This window comes from Methylobacterium sp. J-048, assembly GCF_022829515.1.
Lineage (GTDB): Bacteria > Pseudomonadota > Alphaproteobacteria > Rhizobiales > Beijerinckiaceae > Methylobacterium.
In genome coordinates, this window is record NZ_JAKSYL010000153.1 from 13699 (window position 1) to 30099 (window position 16401).

Genomic DNA, 16401 nt, shown 5'->3' on the forward strand with positions numbered 1-16401 from the left:
GATCCGCCGCTCCAAACCCCGGACCTCATCCTGAGGTACCCGCGCCAGCGGGCCTCGAAGGAGGGTTCCAGGGACCGCGCGCAGCCTGGAGGCCTCCTTCGAGGCTTGCGCGAGGCGCAAGCACCTCAGGATGAGGTTGCGGGTGGGACGGCTGGATTGCGCCGGTGCTGACTTTCTCCACACGTTAGGTCCGAAACAATGCGCCTGCTCCGCCTCTGGCCCGATGAATCGCATTTCGACTTCATGCGCTTCCGGCGGCTGACCTTTCCGCTGTCGGCTTTGCTGTCGCTCGCGACCGTAGTGCTGTTCCTCACCATCGGGCTGAACTTCGGCATCGACTTCAAGGGCGGCACCCTGGTCGAGCTGCAGGCCAAGTCCGGCACCGCCGACGTGGCCGCGATCCGGCATACCGCGGTCGGCTTCGGCTTCGGCGAGCCGGAGGTGCAGGAACTCGGCAACCAGGGCACCGTGCTGGTGCGCCTGCCGCTCCAGCCCGGCGAGCAGGGCCAGACCGCCGTGATGAACAAGGCGCACGCCGCCTTCGACGCCGATTACGACTTCCGCCGCACCGAAACTGTCGGCCCGCGCGTGTCGGGCGAGCTGGTCCAGTCCGGAACGCTCGGCGTCGTGCTGTCGGTGGTCGCGGTGCTGCTCTACCTGTGGTTCCGGTTCGAGCGGGAGCTGGCGCTCGGCGCCATCGTCGGCACGCTGCACGACATCGTGCTGACGGTCGGCGTGTTCATCATCACCCGCATCGAGTTCAACATGACCTCGATCGCCGCGATCCTGACCATCGTCGGCTACTCGCTCAACGAGACCGTGGTGGTGTTCGACCGGACCCGCGAGCTGATGCGGCGCTACAAGACCATCCCCACCGTCGACCTGCTGAACCTGTCGATCAACTCGACCATGTCGCGGACCGTTATGACCTCGATCTCGTCGGGCCTGTCGCTCCTGGCGCTGGTCCTGTTCGGGGGCGAGGCGATCAAGGGCTTCGCCACCGTGATGCTCTGCGGCGTCGTGATCTGCACCTACTCGGCGATCTTCGTCTCGACTCCGGTGTTGATCTACCTGGGGCTGATGCTCTCGGGCGCCCGGGCGGCGGCCGAGCGCTCCGGCGTCCCGCAACCCGCGGAGTAGTTTTTTTCGGACATGGCCGAGCAGGAGACGTCCAAGGGCTTCGAATCCGGCTTCGTGCCGGGGCGGCACATCATCGACACCTACGGCAATGGCGGCTTCCGCTTCGCCGGGATGTCGCATCGCGGCTCGCTCCTGCTGCTGCCGTCGGGCGTGCGCGCCTGGGACGTGACCTCGCCGAAGGCGATCGACCGCACGGCCCTGCGCCCGGTCCAGGCCGAGGCGGCGGGGATCGAGCTGTTGCTGGTGGGCACCGGCCTCGACATCGCGGCGATCGACCCGTCCCTGCGCGGCTGGCTCAAGGATGCCGGCGTCGGCCTCGACGTGATGCAGACGGGGGCCGCCGCCCGCACCTACAACATCCTGGTGGCCGAGAACCGCAAGGTCGCGGCCGCCCTGATCGTGGTCGCGTGATGCCGCAGGTCGACGACAAGCCCGCGGAGACCGGCCTGGCCTTCGCGCAGGCCCATTGCGAGCAGCTGGTCCGCGAGGGCGACCCAGACCGCTACTACGCGACCCTGTTCGCCCCGGCTGCCGCTCGGCCGCATCTCTTCGCTCTCTACGCCTTCAGCCTGACCATCGCGCGGGTGCGCGAGGCCGCCTCGAACCCGATGGCCGGGGAGATCCGCCTGCAATGGTGGCGCGACGCCCTCCAGGGCGAGGCCAGGGGCGATGTCCGCGCCAACCCGGTGGCCGCAGCCCTCGAGGAGGCGATCCGGGTGAACCGCCTGCTGCGCCAGCCCTTCGTGGACCTGATCGACGCCCGGGTGTTCGACCTCTACGAGGATCCGATGCCCCGGGTGAACGACCTGGAGGGCTATTGCGGCGAGACCGCCTCGGCCCTGTTCCGGCTGGCGAGCCTGGTGATCGGCAACGGAACCGAGCCGGGCGGCGCGGGGGCCGCGGGCCATGCCGGCGTGGCCTACGGCCTCACCGGCCTGCTGCGCGCCCTGCCGTGGCACGCCCGCTCCGGCCAGGTCTACCTGCCGGCCGACGTGCTGGCCCGCTACGGCGTCACCCGCGAGGATATCACCAGCGGCCGCGGCGGCCCCGGCCTGCGCCGGGCCTGCGCCGACCTGCGCGACCTCGCCCGGACCCATCTCAAGGCCTTCGAGGCCGCCCGCCCGGCCATCGCGCCGCTCGCCGGTACGGCGTTCCTGCCGGTGGCCCTGGTCGAGCCCTACCTCGTCACGATGGAGCGGGCGAGCTACGATCCGCTCAACACGCTCGTCGATCTGCCGCGCTGGCGCCGGCTGTGGCGGCTGTGGCGGGCGTCGCGGCGGATTGGGTGAACACCTTCGAGCGAACGACCCTCACCGTCATTGCGAGCGCAGCGAAGCAACCCAGTGCAGCGCGCGATCTCAGAATGGTGGCGTTTCCCTGGGTTGCTTCGCTACGCTCGCAATGACGGCGTGGAACGGGGACGTCACAGCACCAACGCCAACCCCGGCACCAGCGCCGCCAAACGCGTCGGTGGGCCGAGCTCCGCCTCGGCCTCCGGGGTCGCCAGGGTCGCGATCCGGCAGCGGCCATCCTGGCTGAGGCCGGTCACCAGGCGACCGCCCGGTTCGAGGGCCGCGCGCCAGTGTGGCGGGATGGCCTCGACGCTGCCATGCACGAGGATCCGGTCGAAGCCGCCGTCCGGCAACTCCGGGGCGAGGCCGTCGGCCTGGACCACGTGCACCTCGGACAGGGCAGCGAGCCGCGCGGCGGCCTCCCGCGCCAGGGTCGCGTAGCGCTCCAGGCTGAGGACCGCGCCGGCCCCGAGCTTCGCCAGCAGGGCTGTGGCGTAGCCCGAGCCGGTCCCGATCTCCAGCACCCGGTTCCCGGGCTCGACGCGCAGCAGCGCCAGCATCTGCGCCACCAGGGTCGGCGCGGTCATCGAGGCGCCGCAGGGCAGCGGCAGGGCGATGTCGCGCCGGGCCCGGGCGCGATGGGCGACCGGGGCGAACGGCTCCCGCGGGACCTGCTCCATGGCCCGCAGGATCGCGGTGTCCCGCATCCCCCGGCCCCGGAGCGCCATGACGAAGGCCGCGTTGCCGGCAGCCTCCTCGAGGCCGCCCAGATCGATCACGCCGAGAAGGCCTGCGCGAATCGCGTCAGCGTCGGCTCGTCCGTGAGGTCGAGGCGGAGCGGCGTCACCGAGATCCGCTTCTCGGCGATCGCCTTCAGGTCCGAGCCGTGGCCCGGCTCGAACCGGGCCTTGGCGAAGGCCAGCCAGAAATACGGGTTGCCGCGCCCGTCGACCCGGGCGTCGATCGACAGCAGCGCCTGGTTCCGGAAGCCTTGCGCCGCCACCGCGATGCCCTGGACGGCGTCAGGCTCGCAATCCGGAAAATTCACGTTGACCAGGATGCCGGGCTCGATTCCGGTCTCCAGGATCTTGCGGATCACCTTCGGGCCGTGCTCCCGGGCGCAGTCCCACTTGAGATTGGTGCGTCCGCCCGCCCCGTAGGCCTGGCTCAGCGCGATCGACCGGATGCCGAGGATCGTGCCCTCCATGGCGGCCGCGATCGTGCCCGAATAGGTCACGTCCTCGGCGACGTTCTGGCCGCGGTTGACCCCCGACAGGACCAGGTCCGGCCCGTGATCGCCCAGGATGTGGCGCACCCCCAGGATGACGCAGTCGGAGGGCGTGCCCTTCACGGCGAAGCGCTGCTCCGAGATCTGCCGCAGGCGCAGCGGGTCGTTCAGCGAGAGCGAGTGCGACACGCCGGACTGGTCGCTCTCCGGCGCCACCACCCAGACGTCGTCGGACAGCTCCCGGGCGATCTCCTCCAGGGTGGCGAGCCCCGGCGCGTGGATGCCGTCGTCGTTAGTGACTAGGATGCGCATCAGCGGGCCCCTTCGATCCGGTTGAGCCCGCCCATGTAGGGGTGGAGCACCGACGGGATCGTGATGCTCCCGTCCGGGTTCTGGTAGTTCTCCATGACGGCGATCAGGGCGCGGCCGACCGCGACCCCTGAGCCGTTGAGCGTGTGGACATAGGCCGGCTTGCCGTCCTTGCCCCGGTAGCGGGCGTTCATCCGCCGGGCCTGGAACGGGCCGCAGACGGAACACGACGAGATCTCGCGATGGGTGCGCTGGCCGGGCACCCAGACTTCGATGTCGTAGGTTTTTTGGGAGGCGAAGCCCATGTCGCCGGTGCAGAGCGTCATCACCCGGTAGGGCAGATCCAGCTTCTTCAGGACCGCCTCCGCGCAGGTGAGCATCCGCTCGTGCTCGTTGGCAGATTCCTCTGGCGTGGTGACCGAGACCAGCTCGACCTTGTTGAACTGGTGCTGACGCAGCATGCCGCGGGTGTCCCGCCCCGCCGCCCCGGCCTCGGCCCGGAAGCAGGGCGTGAGCGCGGTGAAGCGCAGGGGGAGCTCCTCTTCTTTCAGGATCGACTCGCGCACGAGGTTGGTCAGCGGCACCTCGGCGGTGGGGATGAGCCAGAAATCCTCCCGTGTGGGTGCCGCTTCGATAGCCCGGTCGACCACGTCGGCGAGCCCGAGGGCGCCGTCGCGGAAGGCGGATTGATCCGCCTCGCCGGCATGGGCCAGGGCCTCGTGCAGCATCTCGGCCCGGCTCTGGATGTTCGACGAGAAGAACTGGTCGTCGGCGAATTTCGGCAGCTGTGCGGTGCCGAACATCGCGGCGTCCCGCACCAGAACCGGCGGCGTCACTTCCAGATACCCGTGCTCCTGCGTGTGCAGGTCGAGCATGAACTGGCCGAGCGCGCGCTCCAGCCGGGCGAGCTGACCTTTCAGCACCACGAATCGCGAGCCCGAGAGCTTGGCGGCGGATTCGAAATCCATCAGCCCGCTGGCCTCGCCAAGCTCGAAATGCTCGCGACCCTCGGTCAGCCGCTCACGGGTGGAAGCGTGACTGCGGTAGAGCACGTTGCCGTGCTCGTCGGCCCCGTCCGGCACGTCGGGTTTTGGCTGGTTCGGGATCGCGGCGAGTTTTTCCGCGAGCGCCGCGTCGGCCTGATCCTGCGCGGCCTTCAGCTCCGGCTCGGCCGCCTTCAGCGCAGCGACCTCCGCCATCAGAGCCGCGGCGCGCGCCTCGTCCTTCGCCTTCTTGGCGCCGCCGATCTCCTTGGCGAGCGCGTTGCGCCGCTCCTGGTTGGCCTGGGCCGCCGAGACCGCGGATTTGCGGGCCTCGTCGAGGGCGATCAGCGCGGACGAGAGCGGCGCGAGGCCCCGGCGAGCGAGGTCGCGGTCGAAGGCGTCCGGGTTGTCCCGGATGGCGCGGATGTCGTGCATCGTGTCGGCTCGGATCGGTGGCGCGCGAGGCTCGGCGCGCGCGGCCCCCGCTTTGCCGCATCGCGTCCGGTGGGACAAGCGCGGGCCGCCCTCACGCCTTCGGCGGCGCGATCTTCAGCTGGTCGATCGCCCAGAGCCAAGTGCCGTCCGGCTGCGCCCGGGCGACCTCCACGGATAGGGCACCGTTGGGCAATCGGGCGATGGTCAGGGCGAGGTCACCGTTGCGGACGGGCTCCAGCGCCTCGGCGGCCGGGAAGTCGGATTTGCGCGCCAGCAGGTCCGTGTAGAAGGCCCGGATCTCGGCGTGGCCCTTGGCCACGACGCGGCCGGCCGCCAGCACCGCCTCCGGCTCATAGAGCGCCACCAGCCCCTCGACATCGCCGGCATTGGCCCGTTGGTTGAAGAGCTGGGCTAGGGCGCCCGGCTCGGTTGCAGCGTCTCGGTTGTCTAGGGCCATCTCTGATTCCTGTGTGAGCTATGGTTTTTCCGCATCTCAGAACGAGGCGCGGGTCCCCTCTCCCGATCGGGAGAGGGAGCCCGTCGCGGTCTTCACAACGCGAAGTGTCAAAGACTGCTGCCCCGCAATTGCGGCACAGGGATCCGTATCCACACATCAGAGCCGACATGTTGCTCGCATTCCTGCGGAGGCTCCGAAACCCCATCCGTCCCGCCGGCGCTCATGCGAGCCGCGTCCCGCCGGCATCCTCCACCGAGACGGCCACCGGGATCCCGGCCTTGACGCTCTCCGAGACCGTGCAGAAGCGTTCGAACTGCGCCAGCACCCGGTCGATGCGGGGCATGGCCTCGGCTGCGGCGCCGAGGCGGATGCGCACGTCGATCCCGGCGATCCGCAGGCGGCCCTCCGGGTTGCGCGCCATCCGGCAGGTCGCCTCGGCGGCGAGGCCCTGCGCCTCCTGCCGGAATTTTCCCAGCGCGAAGACCAGGCTGGCGCACAGGCAGTTCGCCACCCCGGAGGCCAACAGCTGCTCCGGCACCGGGCCGGTGCCGCCGCCGACCGGGGGCGCCTCGTCGGTCAGCAGGTCGGGCAGGGTCGCGCCGAAATCGACGGTGAAGACGTAATCGCCGACCTGGGTGATCCGGATCGTCGGTCCCACCTCCATCGACGCCCTCCCCGGCTCGCCCTCGCGGAGGATCCAACGCCCGATCCGGCTTCGCGTTCGGACGACGCCGCGACGGATGCTTTCCGCAGCCGAACGCCGTAGTACGGTCGCTCGACCGATCCGGCAGCAAAACCCCCCGATCCGATGATGAGCTTCGAGACCCTGATGCCGCTCCTGGAGCGGATCGCCACCGCCCTGGAGCGGGCCGCGCCGCCCGCCCTGCCGGCCTTCGATCCGAACGCGGCCGACGCCTTCCTGTGGGGGCCCGAGCGGCGGCTGACTCCGGTGCCGCTGGTGGCCCGGGTGGAGATCGGCCTGCTCACCGGCATCGACCGCGCCCGTGACACCCTCATCGAGAACACCGAGCGCTTCGCCCGGGGCCTGCCGGCCAACAACGCCCTGCTGTGGGGCGCCCGCGGCATGGGCAAGTCCTCGCTGGTCAAGGCGACCCATGCCGAGATCAACGCCCGCCGGCCCGCGGGCGCGCTGCCGATGAAGCTCGTGGAGATCCACCGGGAGGACATCGAGGCGCTGCCCGACCTGATGGCGCTGCTGCGGCCCGACCCGCATCGCTGGCTGGTCTATTGCGACGACCTGTCCTTCGACGGCGACGACACCTCGTACAAGTCGCTCAAGACCGCACTCGACGGCGGCATCGAGGGCCGGCCCGGCAACGTACTGTTCTACGCCACCTCCAACCGCCGGCACCTGCTTGCCCGCGACATGGTCGAGAACGAGCGCTCCACCGCGATCAACCCCGGCGAGGCCGTCGAGGAGAAGGTCTCGCTCTCGGACCGGTTCGGCCTCTGGCTCGGCTTCCACAAATGCAGCCAGGACGAGTTCTTGGCGATGATCCGGGCCTATGCCGAGCGCTACGGCCTCGACCTGCCCCCCGAGCGCCTGCGCGCCGAGGCGCTGGAATGGGCCACCACCCGCGGCTCCCGCTCCGGCCGCACCGCCTTCCAGTTCATCCAGGACCTCGCCGGGCGGATGGGGAAGGTGATGGATTGAGGATTCTTGTAAGCACCTGATCGATTTGAGATATCTCACCCGCGCCCTCATCCTGAGGTGCCCGGCGATCGAAGGAGCTCTCCAGAAGCCTCTGTGATCCCTGGAGGCCTCCTTCGAGGCCTTCGCTGCGCTCCGTTGCCCCAGGATGAGGGGGTGGATGGGAAGGACCCGTCGGGTCGATCGCCAGATCCGGACCGTGCGCCGCCCGGGCCGCTCAAAAATCCACCGACGCCGACAGCCACACCGTGCGTGGGGCGCCGAGGATGAGGGCGCCGTTCGGGTTGGCGATCCAGTAGTGGTTGTCGGTGACGTTGGTCATCGTCGCCCGCAGCGTGACCGGCTTGTCCTGCACGAGCGTTGCGTAGCGCAGGCCGAGATCCAGGGTCGTCCAGTCCGGGATCTTCGAGAAGGGCAGGTTGGTGAACGTCGTGCCGGCATAGGACGCGCCGGTATAGACGATCGTGGCGATCGCCGTGAGGCCGCGCAGGAACGGCGTGTCCCATTCGAGGCCTGTGGTGGCCTGGAAGCGCGGGGCGCCGGTGGCGGGATTGCCGTCGTAGAGGCCGCCCCGGGTCCGGCGCCAGCGGGCGTCGAGCAGGGTCGCGCCGGCGATGACGCGGAGATCCGGCACGATCTCGCCGAAGATCGTCCCTTCGAAGCCGCGGTTGCGCTGAGTGCCGCCGACGCCGAAGACATTGGTCACGGGATCGACGGTGCCGGCCGGCTGGGTGATCTGGAAGGCGGCGAGCGTCGCCCCGAAGGTCTTGAAGTCGAGCTTCGCTCCGATCTCGTATTGCCGCGACCGGGCCGGCGGGAAGGTCTGCCCGGTGTTGGTTGCGGTGCCGGGCGCCCGCAAAGCCGTCAGGCCCTGCACCGCGTTGGCGTAGAGCGACAGGGCCTCGGTCGGCCGCACCACGAGGCCGAAGGCCGGCGTCGTCGCGCTCTTGTCGTAGGTGCTGCTCAGGAGGCCGGTGACCGGAGCGTAGTTGCCGAGCTCGATCTCTTGCCGGCGCGCGCCGACCATCAGCTCGACCAGCCCGTCGGCCACCGACATCGTGTCGGCCACGGCGTAGCTCGTCATCCGGTTGTAGCTCGTCCGGCCGCGGGGAAAGGCGGCGAGCGGTTGCCCCGGCCAGGCCAGGCGGGCCGGCGCGTAGAGGTTGGAGACATAGTCCGGGTAGGTGATCTGGCCGAGCGTCAGGTCCTGGTCGAGGTACGTCGCGGTGAACACGGCCTCGTGCTTGATCCAGCCCGTGTCGAACCGCGCCCGGGCTCCCGTCTCGCCCGACAGCGTCGCGGTGCCGCCGGTCTGGAAGATCGAGTTCACCTTGGTCCGCCCGGTCCGGTCCAAGAGGGTGAAGGCGGGGTTCTCCTGCTTGTCGTAGGTGAAGCGGTTGCCGCCGACCGCCGCGAACAGCGTGATGTCCGAGGTCAGGTCGAACTCCGCCCGCCCGAGCCCGGTGAGGCTGCCGGCGCGGGAGAAATCGAAATTCTGGGACATGTTCCGGCGCGGGTCGGGCGCCCGGGGAACGCGCAGGCCCGGCTGGGGATTCCCGCCGCGGGTCTGGGCGTCGTAGGCGTCGTGCTGGCCGATGACGTCGAGGAACAGCCGGAGCCGGTCGCCGTCATAATCGAGGGCCAGCGAGCCGACGCCGTTGCGCTGGGCCGTGCGGTCGATCGGCGTCGCGCCGCCCAGGCCCGCGGCGTTGATCCGGACGCCGATCTGCTTCGCGTCGCCGTAGCGCCGCGCCACGTCGACCTCCGCCCCGCCGCGCGTCGGGGAGGCGTAGTCCACGGTCGCCCGGGTCAGCGGTTCGTCGGGCGCGCGCTTGGTGACGACGTTCACCGTGCCGGCGACGCTGCCGAAGATCGAGGCGCCGAACAGGAACGCGGCCGGACCCTTGAGCACCTCGACCCGTTCGAGGGGGGCGGGATCGATCCGGTAATCCGGCACGAGGCCGTACAGGCCGTTCAGGGCGAACTCGCGGTTGTCGACGCGGAAGCCGCGGATCGTCAGCGCGTCGTAGCGGTTGCCGCTGCCGATCGAGGCGCGCACCGACGGGTCGGTGCGCGTCAGGACATCGCCGACACTGACCGCCTGCAGGTCGCGGATCGTCTTCTCGGTGTAGCTCGCCGTGCTGAACGGCGTCCGCATGTAGTCCCGGTTGCCGAGGATCCCGAGCCGGCTGCCCCGGGCGACCTGCCCGCCGACGAACGCCTTCGGCAGGCCGCCCGCCTCCCCCTGGCCGACCCGGCCCGCGGCCGGATTGCGCGACTCGACCGAGAGCGTCTCGAGCTGGACCGAGGTTTCCTGTGCCAGCGCAGCGTGGTTCGCTGTCAGGAGAAGCGTTGCCAGAAGTGTAACGTTGCGGATGCGCGTGCAGGTCATAAAGGAATGAGCGCCGATCGAGTCGCGAAACCAGGTCGGCGATCGATTCCTCTCTCCGCAAAGCAGATCGGCGTGGGAATCATTAGCGCGCCAACACGTCGCCGCTAGCAGCGGCGGACTGTTCGCGCAAGAAATAAAACCTAGATTTTATAAATTACAAGCTGATTGAACGATCCAATATCAATAATTTTGCCTGTTATTTAAGTAATTTTTATAATTCGGTTGGAATATTTCAATAAAAGCCTTTTAGTCGAAGAAAAACACGCAATCTTCGCCCTCATCCTGACGTGGCGCAGCAGGATGAGGGGGTTGAATGGGATCGGCCGGCACGCGGGACGGGGCGGTGATCTGGATGTCCGGCGCTCTTGTCCGGTATCGGATCCGGAGCGCGCCTACCGCCCGCTCGACCCGAACCCGCCCACACCCCGGCCCGAGCCCGAACTAAAATCGTCCGCCAGCACGGTCAGGACCGGCCGCGTCACGCGGGTGAAGACCAGTTGCGCGATCCGGTCGCCCGGCTCGATCCGGACCGGATTGGCTTCGTCGCGGTTCCAGGCCGAGACCATCAGGGGGCCCTCGTAATCCGCGTCGATCACGCCGGTGCCGTTGCCCAGTAACAGCCCTTCGCGGTGGCCGCGGCCGGAGCGTGGGAAGATCAGGCCGCACCAAGCCGGATCGCGGATCAGCACGCAGAAGCCCGCCGGGATCAGGGCCGGCGCCCCCCGGGGCGGGAGGATCAGCGGCTCGTCGAGGCAGGCATGCAGGTCGAGGCCGGCGGCCGCCGCCGAGCCCCAGCGGGGAAACCCCCAGCCGGCCAGGCGCGGGTCGAGGAGGCGCAGGCCGACCTCCGGCAGAGCGCTCACGCGCCGAGCCGCGCGATCGCCTCGGCGAGCGCCAAGCTGCGCCGGGCGGCCTCGACGTGGAGTCGCTCGACCATGCGGCCATCCAGGGCGATGACCCCGTGGGCCTGGTTCTCCGGTGCCTCGAAGGCCGCGACCACCCGGCGCGCCTCGGCGATCTCGGCCTCGTCCGGCCCGAAGGCGGCGTTGGCCGGACCGATCTGGCTCGGGTGGATCAGCATCTTGCCGTCGAAGCCCAGATCGCGGCCCTCCGCGCATTCCGCCTCGAACCCGAGGGCGTCCCGCAGGTCGGTGAAGACCCCGTCGATCGCCTCGATCTCGTAGGCCCGGGCGGCGGCCAGGACGGTCATCAGCCAGGGGCGCAGGGCGGCGCGCCCCGGAGGGCGGATCCGGGCGGCCTTCACGAGATCGTTGGGGCCGATCACCAGGGCGGCGAGCCGTCCGTCCACGTCCCGGGCGGCCCCGGCGATCTCGGCGGCGTTGACCACCGCCATCGGCGTCTCGATCATCGCCCAGATCCGCGTCGCGAGCGGCGCCCCGAGCCGGCGCAGGCGCGAACCGACCGTGATCAGCGCGTCGGAGCTGCGCACCTTCGGCACCAGGATCGCGTCCGGGCCGGCGCCTGCGAGCGCCGCGAGGTCGGCTTCGCCGTCCTCGGTCTCGGGCGGATTGATCCGCACCACCACCTCGCGCGAACCGAAACCCCGCGCCGAGACTGCGGCGGCAACCGAAGTGCGGGCCTCGTCCTTCCGCTCCGGCGCGACGCCGTCCTCCAGGTCGATCAGGATCACGTCGGCGGTGAGCGTGCGCGCCTTCTCGAGGGCGCGGGCATTCGAGCCGGGCATGGCCAGCACGCTGCGGCGGGGACGGATCTCGCTCATCACGCTTCTCCCGGGCCGGCGTTGGCGCCCTCTGGGTCGCCGATAGCTTTCCGCCGCGTCTCGGGCAAGAACGCATCGTGGGCCAATGCCGCCCGGGAGGATCGAATGGCGCGCTGGGTCGCGGGGCTCGACGGCTGCCGGGGCGCCTGGGCGGGGGCGCTCCTCGACCTCGACGACCCGACCCGTCACCGCTGCGCGCTGTTTCCCGACGTGGCGGCGCTGCTCGACGCGCCGGAGCAGCCGCTGATCGTTGGCATCGACGTGCCGATCGGTCTGCCGGACCGCGTTCTCGGCGGCGGCCGGGCCGCCGACCGGGCCGCCCGAGCCCGGCTCGGGGCCGCGCGGTCCTCGGTCTTCCCGATGCCGCCCCGCGCGGCGGTCTATGCGCCGGACTACGATGCCGCGAAGGCCGCCTCGCGGGCGGCGAGCGAGCCGCCCTTCGCGCCCTCGATCCAGGGCTACAACATCTTCCGCTATGTTCGCGCCGTGGACACGCTCCTGCGCGACCGCCCGGAGGCGTTGGCGCGGGTCCACGAGGTCCACCCGGAGGTGGCGTTCCACGCCCTCAACGGCGGCCGCCCCCTCGGCCTGCCGAAGAAGGGCGCCCTTGCCCGGGAGGGCCTAACCCTGCGCCGGAGCCTGCTCGAAGCGGTCGGTTTGCCGACGGCGCTGCTCGATGCCCGCGCCAAGGGCGTGCCGGCCGACGACCATCTCGACGCCCTCGCCGCCCTGGTGGTGGCTCGGGACATCCTCGAAGGCCGCGCGGTGCCCCTGCCGGATCCGCCGGAGCGGGATTCCTACGGGCTGCCCGTGGTGATCTGGGCACCGGCCGTGCGGGAGCCGTAATCGCCCGCCTCAAGGTCTTGTGACCGCTCAAGTCTTCCCAATCGCGCGGTTCGACCCATGTCCGTCCGGGCCATCGCGCTCTAGCTCTGACCCATGAGCGCCGCGAGCCCCCTCCCGATCCGCCACGTCGCCCGGGCGATCGTCCTCGATCCGCAGGACCGGATCCTGCTGATCGCCTACGCGTCGATCCATGCCAGGGGGCCGGACGGCACGCCTCTACGGTTCTGGTTCATGCCGGGTGGCGGCCTGGAGCCGGGCGAGGACCACGTCACCGCCTGCCGGCGGGAGCTCGGCGAGGAGATCGGCCGCGACGATGCCGAGATCGGCCCGCAGGTCGCGGCCTGCGACGGGCCGTTCCACCTGTTCCGCCAGTCGCGGGACGCCCGCGAGCGCTACTTCCTGGTCCGCCTGCCCGACGAAAGAGTCGATACCAGCCGGCTTGCCGAAACCGAGGACAACCCGGTGATCGGGACCCGCTGGTGGCCGCTGGCCGAGCTTCGGGCGAGCGGCGAGCGCGTCGAGCCGTCGGGTCTCGCCGACCTCGCCGCCGATCTTGCCGCAGGGATGATTCCGACCCGGCCGCGCGTTCTGACTTGGCACGATCACTGATTCGGGTCTCGCCCCCGCGAGATCGCAACCTTGAGGAGATGGCATGTTCCCTGAATTCCTGACCGAGGGCTACCGCGCGTTCCTGGCGGACCGGTTCCAGACCGAGCGCCGGCGCTTCGCGCAGCTCGCCCAGAGCCAGGAGCCTCAGATCCTGGTGATCAGCTGCTGCGACAGCCGCGTCGCCCCCGAGGCGATCTTCGATGCCGGCCCGGGCGAATTGTTCGTGATCCGCAACGTCGCCAACATCGTGCCGACCTACGAGCCGGACGGCGCCTATCACGGCACTTCGGCGGCGATCGAGTTCGCGGTCCAGGCGCTCGAGGTGAAGCACATCGTCGTGCTCGGACACGCCACCTGCGGCGGCATCAAGGCCTTCGCCAACAAGGCCGCGCCGCTCTCGAGCAGCAACTTCATCGGCAAGTGGGTCTCGCTCGTGGGCGCCGCCGAGGCGAAGGCCGGCGATTCGAGCGCGCCGGACTACCTGACCCGGATGGAGCACGCCATGGTCAGCCAGAGCATGGAGAACCTGCTGAGCTTCCCGTTCATCAAGGAGCGGGTCGAAGCCGGCCGCCTCAACATCCACGGCGCGCATTTCGGCGTCGCCAACGGCGTGCTGCTGGTGCGCGATCCGGCGACCGGCGACTTCCATCCGGCGGTGGACGACGCCGGCCGCAAGATCCTGCCGACCGCGGTCGCCTGCGACTGAGCGTGTGTTGAACGGCTTGAGGTGCTCGTACAGCATCTCAAGCCGGGGGGCGGATGCGCGATGCGGTGGCCGGCATCTGACACGTGCACCACGCCGTCCCTTGCCTTGTGGAAGGGCGATGGCCTGCGAGGCGCTCCTGCTCTTATAGGGCACGACGCGCTGTACCCACGTCCGGGTCTGCCGCATCCTTACATTTCCGGATGTGGCGTGGGTCCCCTCTCCCGTGCGGGAGAGGGGGCGCGTTGCGCCTTATCGAAGCTGGTGAGGAATCGAGACGCCCGCCGGTCTCACGGGCCGTGCCGTTGATGCACTGGCTTATCGTTCCGCGCCGTCATCACGAGCGCAGCGAAGTGACCCAGGGACACGCCACAATCTGAGGGCGCTTGCCGGCGCTGGATTGCTTCGCGGGCTCTCAAGGACGGTGACAGGCGCTACCAGACACGAAAAAGGCGGCGGGCTCGCGCCTGCCGCCTCTCGCCGTGGCGCCCGGCCGAGGCCGGGCGATCTTATAAAAATTACATGGCGCCCGGCAGGCGCTGGGCGTGGTCGTAGTGCATCTGCAGGGCCGGCAGGGCCTGCTGAGCGTAGTTGCGCAGGGCCGGGTTCGGGCCGCCCTGAGCATAGGCCTGGGTCATGGCGATCGTCATCTGGTGCGCCTGGATCTGCTGGTTCGCATAGAGACGGTCGAAGCGCTGGCCGGCCGGGGTCGCCGACAGCTCGGCGAGCATCTGCTGCTGCTCGGGGCTCGGCGGAATGACGGTGGACGAGCCGGTGGCCATGGCATCGCCGCGGCCGAGGCGGCCGCCCGCCTGCGCGCCATTGGCCGCGCCGGAGCCGATTCCCTCGAGGCCGCCGACCGGGCCGCCCGACAGGGTCCCGCCGACCACGCCGGTCGCCGCACCGACGCCCGCGCCGACGGCGCTGCCGGCCACCGACAGCGGGGCGGTCACGAGGCCGCCGAGACCCTCGTCGCGGGCTGCCATGTAGTTGCTCTCGCCGCCGGCCAGCGCGACGTTGGCGGCGCGGTGGTCACGAATCGCCTCCTGGGCGTAGGACCGCACCTTCGGGTTGCGCGACTTCGACAGCGCGATCTGCGAGGACTGGATCTCGAAGGCGTTCGCCTGCATCGACTGCAGCCGGAAATCGTTGGCACCCTGCGCGAAGGCGGGGGTCGACAGGGCCAACACGAGCGCGGACGCGGCAGCGTAATTCTTCAGCATTGTGACCTCAGTAGGTGGTGGAAACGCGAACCCGCACGCTGGGCTGGGCGCAAAAGCCTGGGCCTCTTCCGAGGACGAAGACCTCGCTGCCGAAACCGGGCGGCGATACAGTCGCGAATTGGTTCGTCAACGGGGCCATCGGCTTATGGTTCCTGCCGTTTTTTGCTTAGGGAGCGGGATTAAAGGGACTCTATTGATGCTGGCGGCTCCGTGATCCTGATCGAAATCCAGATCCTGCGCGCCGCGGCCGCCCTGATGGTGGTCTGGCACCATGCGCGGCACGAGGCCGGTCTGCTGGCCGCGCGCGGTGCCGGCCCGGACCTCGACCCCGGCATGCTCCTGCCGTGGTGGGGTGGGGTCGATCTGTTCTTCGTAATCTCTGGCTTCATCATCGTGTATGCGAGCGGGAGGCTGTTCGGGATTCCGGGTGGACGCGCGCGCTTCCTGGCTCACCGGGTCGCCCGGGTGGTGCCGCTCTACTGGCTGGTGAGCCTGGTCTTCCTCGCCCTCGCCTTGGCGCGTCCCGAACTGCTCGGGGATGCGGCGGCCCTGGTGCACGCGCCCGGCACGATCCTGGCCGGGTTCCTGTTCTGGCCGGCGGCCCGGCCGGACGGCACCATCCAGCCGCTCTACGGCCTCGGCTGGACCCTCAATTACGAGGCGTTCTTCTACGGGCTGTTCGCCCTCGGGCTCGGCTTCGGCCGGCGCGGCGCCGTGGTGTGGCTCGCCTTGGCCCTGGTGCTGCTGGTGACCCTGGGGGCGCTCGTGCCCGGGCTGCCGGTGCCGGTCCGGTTCTGGGCGAACCCGATCGTGCTGGAGTTTCTGCTGGGCGCCGGGCTCGCCCTCGCCCACCGGGAGGGTTTTCGGCCGGGCATTTCGCTTCGCCTGGGACTTGCGGGTCTGGGCGTCGTCGGGCTGCTCCTAGCCGCCCGCCTGCTCGGCGGCGAAGGGGCCGCCGACGGCTTCCTGCGCCCGCTGCTGGTCAGCGTTCCGGCGGCGCTGCTGGTGGCCGCTGCCCTTGGGCCGGAGCGGGACGCAGCGCAGGTCGCGGCGCTGCCTGTACCGCTGCGGGGCCTCGTGATCCTCGGGGACGCCTCCTACGCGCTCTACCTCGTTCATCCCTTCGCCCTGCGCCTCGGGCGCGAAGCGCTGCTGCGGCTCGGCCTCGCCCCGGTCCTGCATCCCTGGGGCGGCCTCGCCGCGATGCTTGCGGCCAGCGTCGCGGTGGCCCTGCTGGTCCATCGGTTCGTCGAGCGGCCGCTGAGCCGGTGGGTGCGCGACCGCCTGGATCACGGCGCCGCGCAAAACCGTGTGCGCGCCGCCCCGACCCCGGTTCCCCCCGGGCGCCGGGCGGATTAGCCTCGCGCACCG

General features: G+C 70.2%; 17 protein-coding genes. 8 read left to right on the forward strand and 9 right to left on the reverse strand.

Features of this window, described 5'->3' with window-relative positions:
- Positions 1 to 198: 198 nt before the first annotated feature.
- Genes secF through MKL09_RS14930 form a run of 3 tightly spaced genes read left to right on the forward strand, consistent with a single transcriptional unit; the run spans position 199 to position 2429 of the window.
- Complete coding sequence (gene secF / locus MKL09_RS14920) at positions 199 to 1140, forward strand: protein translocase subunit SecF (protein ID WP_244021248.1); 942 nt, start codon at positions 199 to 201, stop codon at positions 1138 to 1140.
- 12 nt (positions 1141 to 1152) lie between these two features.
- Entirely contained in the window at positions 1153 to 1551 is a 399-nt protein-coding gene (locus MKL09_RS14925; protein WP_244021250.1) for an Mth938-like domain-containing protein, read from the forward strand.
- The gene (locus tag MKL09_RS14930; protein ID WP_244021252.1) at positions 1551 to 2429 is read left to right on the forward strand and encodes a phytoene/squalene synthase family protein; all 879 of its coding nucleotides are present in this window, start codon (positions 1551 to 1553) and stop codon (positions 2427 to 2429) included. The genes MKL09_RS14925 and MKL09_RS14930 overlap by 1 nt, the downstream gene beginning before the upstream one ends.
- 134 nt (positions 2430 to 2563) lie before the next feature.
- Here the strand turns inward: MKL09_RS14930 and MKL09_RS14935 are convergent, their stop codons facing one another.
- The 5 genes from MKL09_RS14935 to MKL09_RS14955 form a co-directional block, all read right to left on the reverse strand.
- Positions 2564 to 3211 carry a protein-L-isoaspartate O-methyltransferase family protein gene (locus MKL09_RS14935; RefSeq protein WP_244021256.1) on the reverse strand — a complete coding sequence of 216 codons (648 nt, stop codon included), beginning with the start codon at positions 3209 to 3211 and terminating at the stop codon, positions 2564 to 2566.
- Positions 3208 to 3972: a 5'/3'-nucleotidase SurE gene (gene surE / locus MKL09_RS14940; RefSeq protein ID WP_244021258.1), complete on the reverse strand. Its 765-nt coding sequence runs from the start codon at positions 3970 to 3972 to the stop codon at positions 3208 to 3210. Before surE ends, MKL09_RS14935 begins: the two co-directional genes overlap by 4 nt.
- Positions 3972 to 5387 (reverse strand): serine--tRNA ligase, encoded by a 1416-nt coding sequence (serS, locus tag MKL09_RS14945; protein WP_244021260.1) that lies wholly within the window; start codon positions 5385 to 5387, stop codon positions 3972 to 3974. Before serS ends, surE begins: the two co-directional genes overlap by 1 nt.
- A gap of 91 nt (positions 5388 to 5478) precedes the next feature.
- Positions 5479 to 5844 carry a YybH family protein gene (locus MKL09_RS14950; protein WP_244021262.1) on the reverse strand — a complete coding sequence of 122 codons (366 nt, stop codon included), beginning with the start codon at positions 5842 to 5844 and terminating at the stop codon, positions 5479 to 5481.
- 220 nt (positions 5845 to 6064) lie between these two features.
- Positions 6065 to 6508 carry an OsmC family protein gene (locus MKL09_RS14955; protein ID WP_244021266.1) on the reverse strand — a complete coding sequence of 148 codons (444 nt, stop codon included), beginning with the start codon at positions 6506 to 6508 and terminating at the stop codon, positions 6065 to 6067.
- 144 nt (positions 6509 to 6652) lie between these two features.
- Here MKL09_RS14955 and MKL09_RS14960 point away from each other — a divergent pair, with 144 nt between their 5' ends.
- A complete protein-coding gene (locus MKL09_RS14960) occupies positions 6653 to 7519 on the forward strand; it encodes an ATP-binding protein (protein ID WP_244021267.1) in 867 nt (288 codons plus the stop codon).
- Between the two features lie 214 nt (positions 7520 to 7733).
- Here the strand turns inward: MKL09_RS14960 and MKL09_RS14965 are convergent, their stop codons facing one another.
- From MKL09_RS14965 to MKL09_RS14975, 3 genes are all read right to left on the reverse strand, one after another.
- Positions 7734 to 9908 carry a TonB-dependent receptor gene (locus MKL09_RS14965; RefSeq protein ID WP_244021269.1) on the reverse strand — a complete coding sequence of 725 codons (2175 nt, stop codon included), beginning with the start codon at positions 9906 to 9908 and terminating at the stop codon, positions 7734 to 7736.
- A 392-nt stretch (positions 9909 to 10300) separates the two neighbouring features.
- Positions 10301 to 10771, reverse strand: coding sequence for a dUTP diphosphatase (dut, locus tag MKL09_RS14970; RefSeq protein ID WP_244021270.1), 471 nt, complete (start codon positions 10769 to 10771; stop codon positions 10301 to 10303).
- Positions 10768 to 11649, reverse strand: a complete 882-nt coding sequence (locus tag MKL09_RS14975) for an HpcH/HpaI aldolase/citrate lyase family protein (RefSeq protein ID WP_244021272.1) — start codon at positions 11647 to 11649, stop codon at positions 10768 to 10770. The genes dut and MKL09_RS14975 overlap by 4 nt, the downstream gene beginning before the upstream one ends.
- Before the next feature lie 105 nt (positions 11650 to 11754).
- On the opposite strand from MKL09_RS14975, the gene MKL09_RS14980 reads away from it, so the two are divergent.
- The 3 genes from MKL09_RS14980 to MKL09_RS14990 all read left to right on the forward strand — a co-directional run bounded on the left by MKL09_RS14980 (position 11755) and on the right by MKL09_RS14990 (position 13810).
- Positions 11755 to 12495 (forward strand): DUF429 domain-containing protein, encoded by a 741-nt coding sequence (locus tag MKL09_RS14980; RefSeq protein ID WP_244021274.1) that lies wholly within the window; start codon positions 11755 to 11757, stop codon positions 12493 to 12495.
- A gap of 93 nt (positions 12496 to 12588) precedes the next feature.
- The gene (locus tag MKL09_RS14985; protein ID WP_244021279.1) at positions 12589 to 13104 is read left to right on the forward strand and encodes an NUDIX hydrolase; all 516 of its coding nucleotides are present in this window, start codon (positions 12589 to 12591) and stop codon (positions 13102 to 13104) included.
- Positions 13105 to 13147: 43 nt separating this feature from the next.
- A complete protein-coding gene (locus tag MKL09_RS14990; RefSeq protein WP_244021284.1) occupies positions 13148 to 13810 on the forward strand; it encodes a carbonic anhydrase in 663 nt (220 codons plus the stop codon).
- A gap of 515 nt (positions 13811 to 14325) precedes the next feature.
- Here the strand turns inward: MKL09_RS14990 and MKL09_RS14995 are convergent.
- Positions 14326 to 15030, reverse strand: coding sequence for a DUF4142 domain-containing protein (locus MKL09_RS14995; RefSeq protein WP_244021286.1), 705 nt, complete (start codon positions 15028 to 15030; stop codon positions 14326 to 14328).
- A 210-nt stretch (positions 15031 to 15240) separates the two neighbouring features.
- Between MKL09_RS14995 and MKL09_RS15000 the strand changes: the two genes are divergently transcribed.
- Positions 15241 to 16389 (forward strand): acyltransferase family protein, encoded by a 1149-nt coding sequence (locus tag MKL09_RS15000; protein ID WP_244021288.1) that lies wholly within the window; start codon positions 15241 to 15243, stop codon positions 16387 to 16389.
- Positions 16390 to 16401 lie beyond the last annotated feature (12 nt).

Coding starts and splice junctions, on each gene's coding strand:
- MKL09_RS14990 (WP_244021284.1), top strand. CDS start 13,148: ATGTTCCCTGAATTCCTGACCGAGGGCTACCGCGCGTTCCTGGCGGAC.
- surE (WP_244021258.1), bottom strand. CDS start 3,972: ATGCGCATCCTAGTCACTAACGACGACGGCATCCACGCGCCGGGGCTC.
- serS (WP_244021260.1), bottom strand. CDS start 5,387: ATGCACGACATCCGCGCCATCCGGGACAACCCGGACGCCTTCGACCGC.
- MKL09_RS14980 (WP_244021274.1), top strand. CDS start 11,755: ATGGCGCGCTGGGTCGCGGGGCTCGACGGCTGCCGGGGCGCCTGGGCG.
- MKL09_RS14955 (WP_244021266.1), bottom strand. CDS start 6,508: ATGGAGGTGGGACCGACGATCCGGATCACCCAGGTCGGCGATTACGTC.
- MKL09_RS14985 (WP_244021279.1), top strand. CDS start 12,589: ATGAGCGCCGCGAGCCCCCTCCCGATCCGCCACGTCGCCCGGGCGATC.
- MKL09_RS14930 (WP_244021252.1), top strand. CDS start 1,551: ATGCCGCAGGTCGACGACAAGCCCGCGGAGACCGGCCTGGCCTTCGCG.
- MKL09_RS14960 (WP_244021267.1), top strand. CDS start 6,653: ATGATGAGCTTCGAGACCCTGATGCCGCTCCTGGAGCGGATCGCCACC.
- MKL09_RS14950 (WP_244021262.1), bottom strand. CDS start 5,844: ATGGCCCTAGACAACCGAGACGCTGCAACCGAGCCGGGCGCCCTAGCC.
- MKL09_RS14925 (WP_244021250.1), top strand. CDS start 1,153: ATGGCCGAGCAGGAGACGTCCAAGGGCTTCGAATCCGGCTTCGTGCCG.
- MKL09_RS14975 (WP_244021272.1), bottom strand. CDS start 11,649: ATGAGCGAGATCCGTCCCCGCCGCAGCGTGCTGGCCATGCCCGGCTCG.
- MKL09_RS14965 (WP_244021269.1), bottom strand. CDS start 9,908: ATGACCTGCACGCGCATCCGCAACGTTACACTTCTGGCAACGCTTCTC.
- secF (WP_244021248.1), top strand. CDS start 199: ATGCGCCTGCTCCGCCTCTGGCCCGATGAATCGCATTTCGACTTCATG.
- MKL09_RS14995 (WP_244021286.1), bottom strand. CDS start 15,030: ATGCTGAAGAATTACGCTGCCGCGTCCGCGCTCGTGTTGGCCCTGTCG.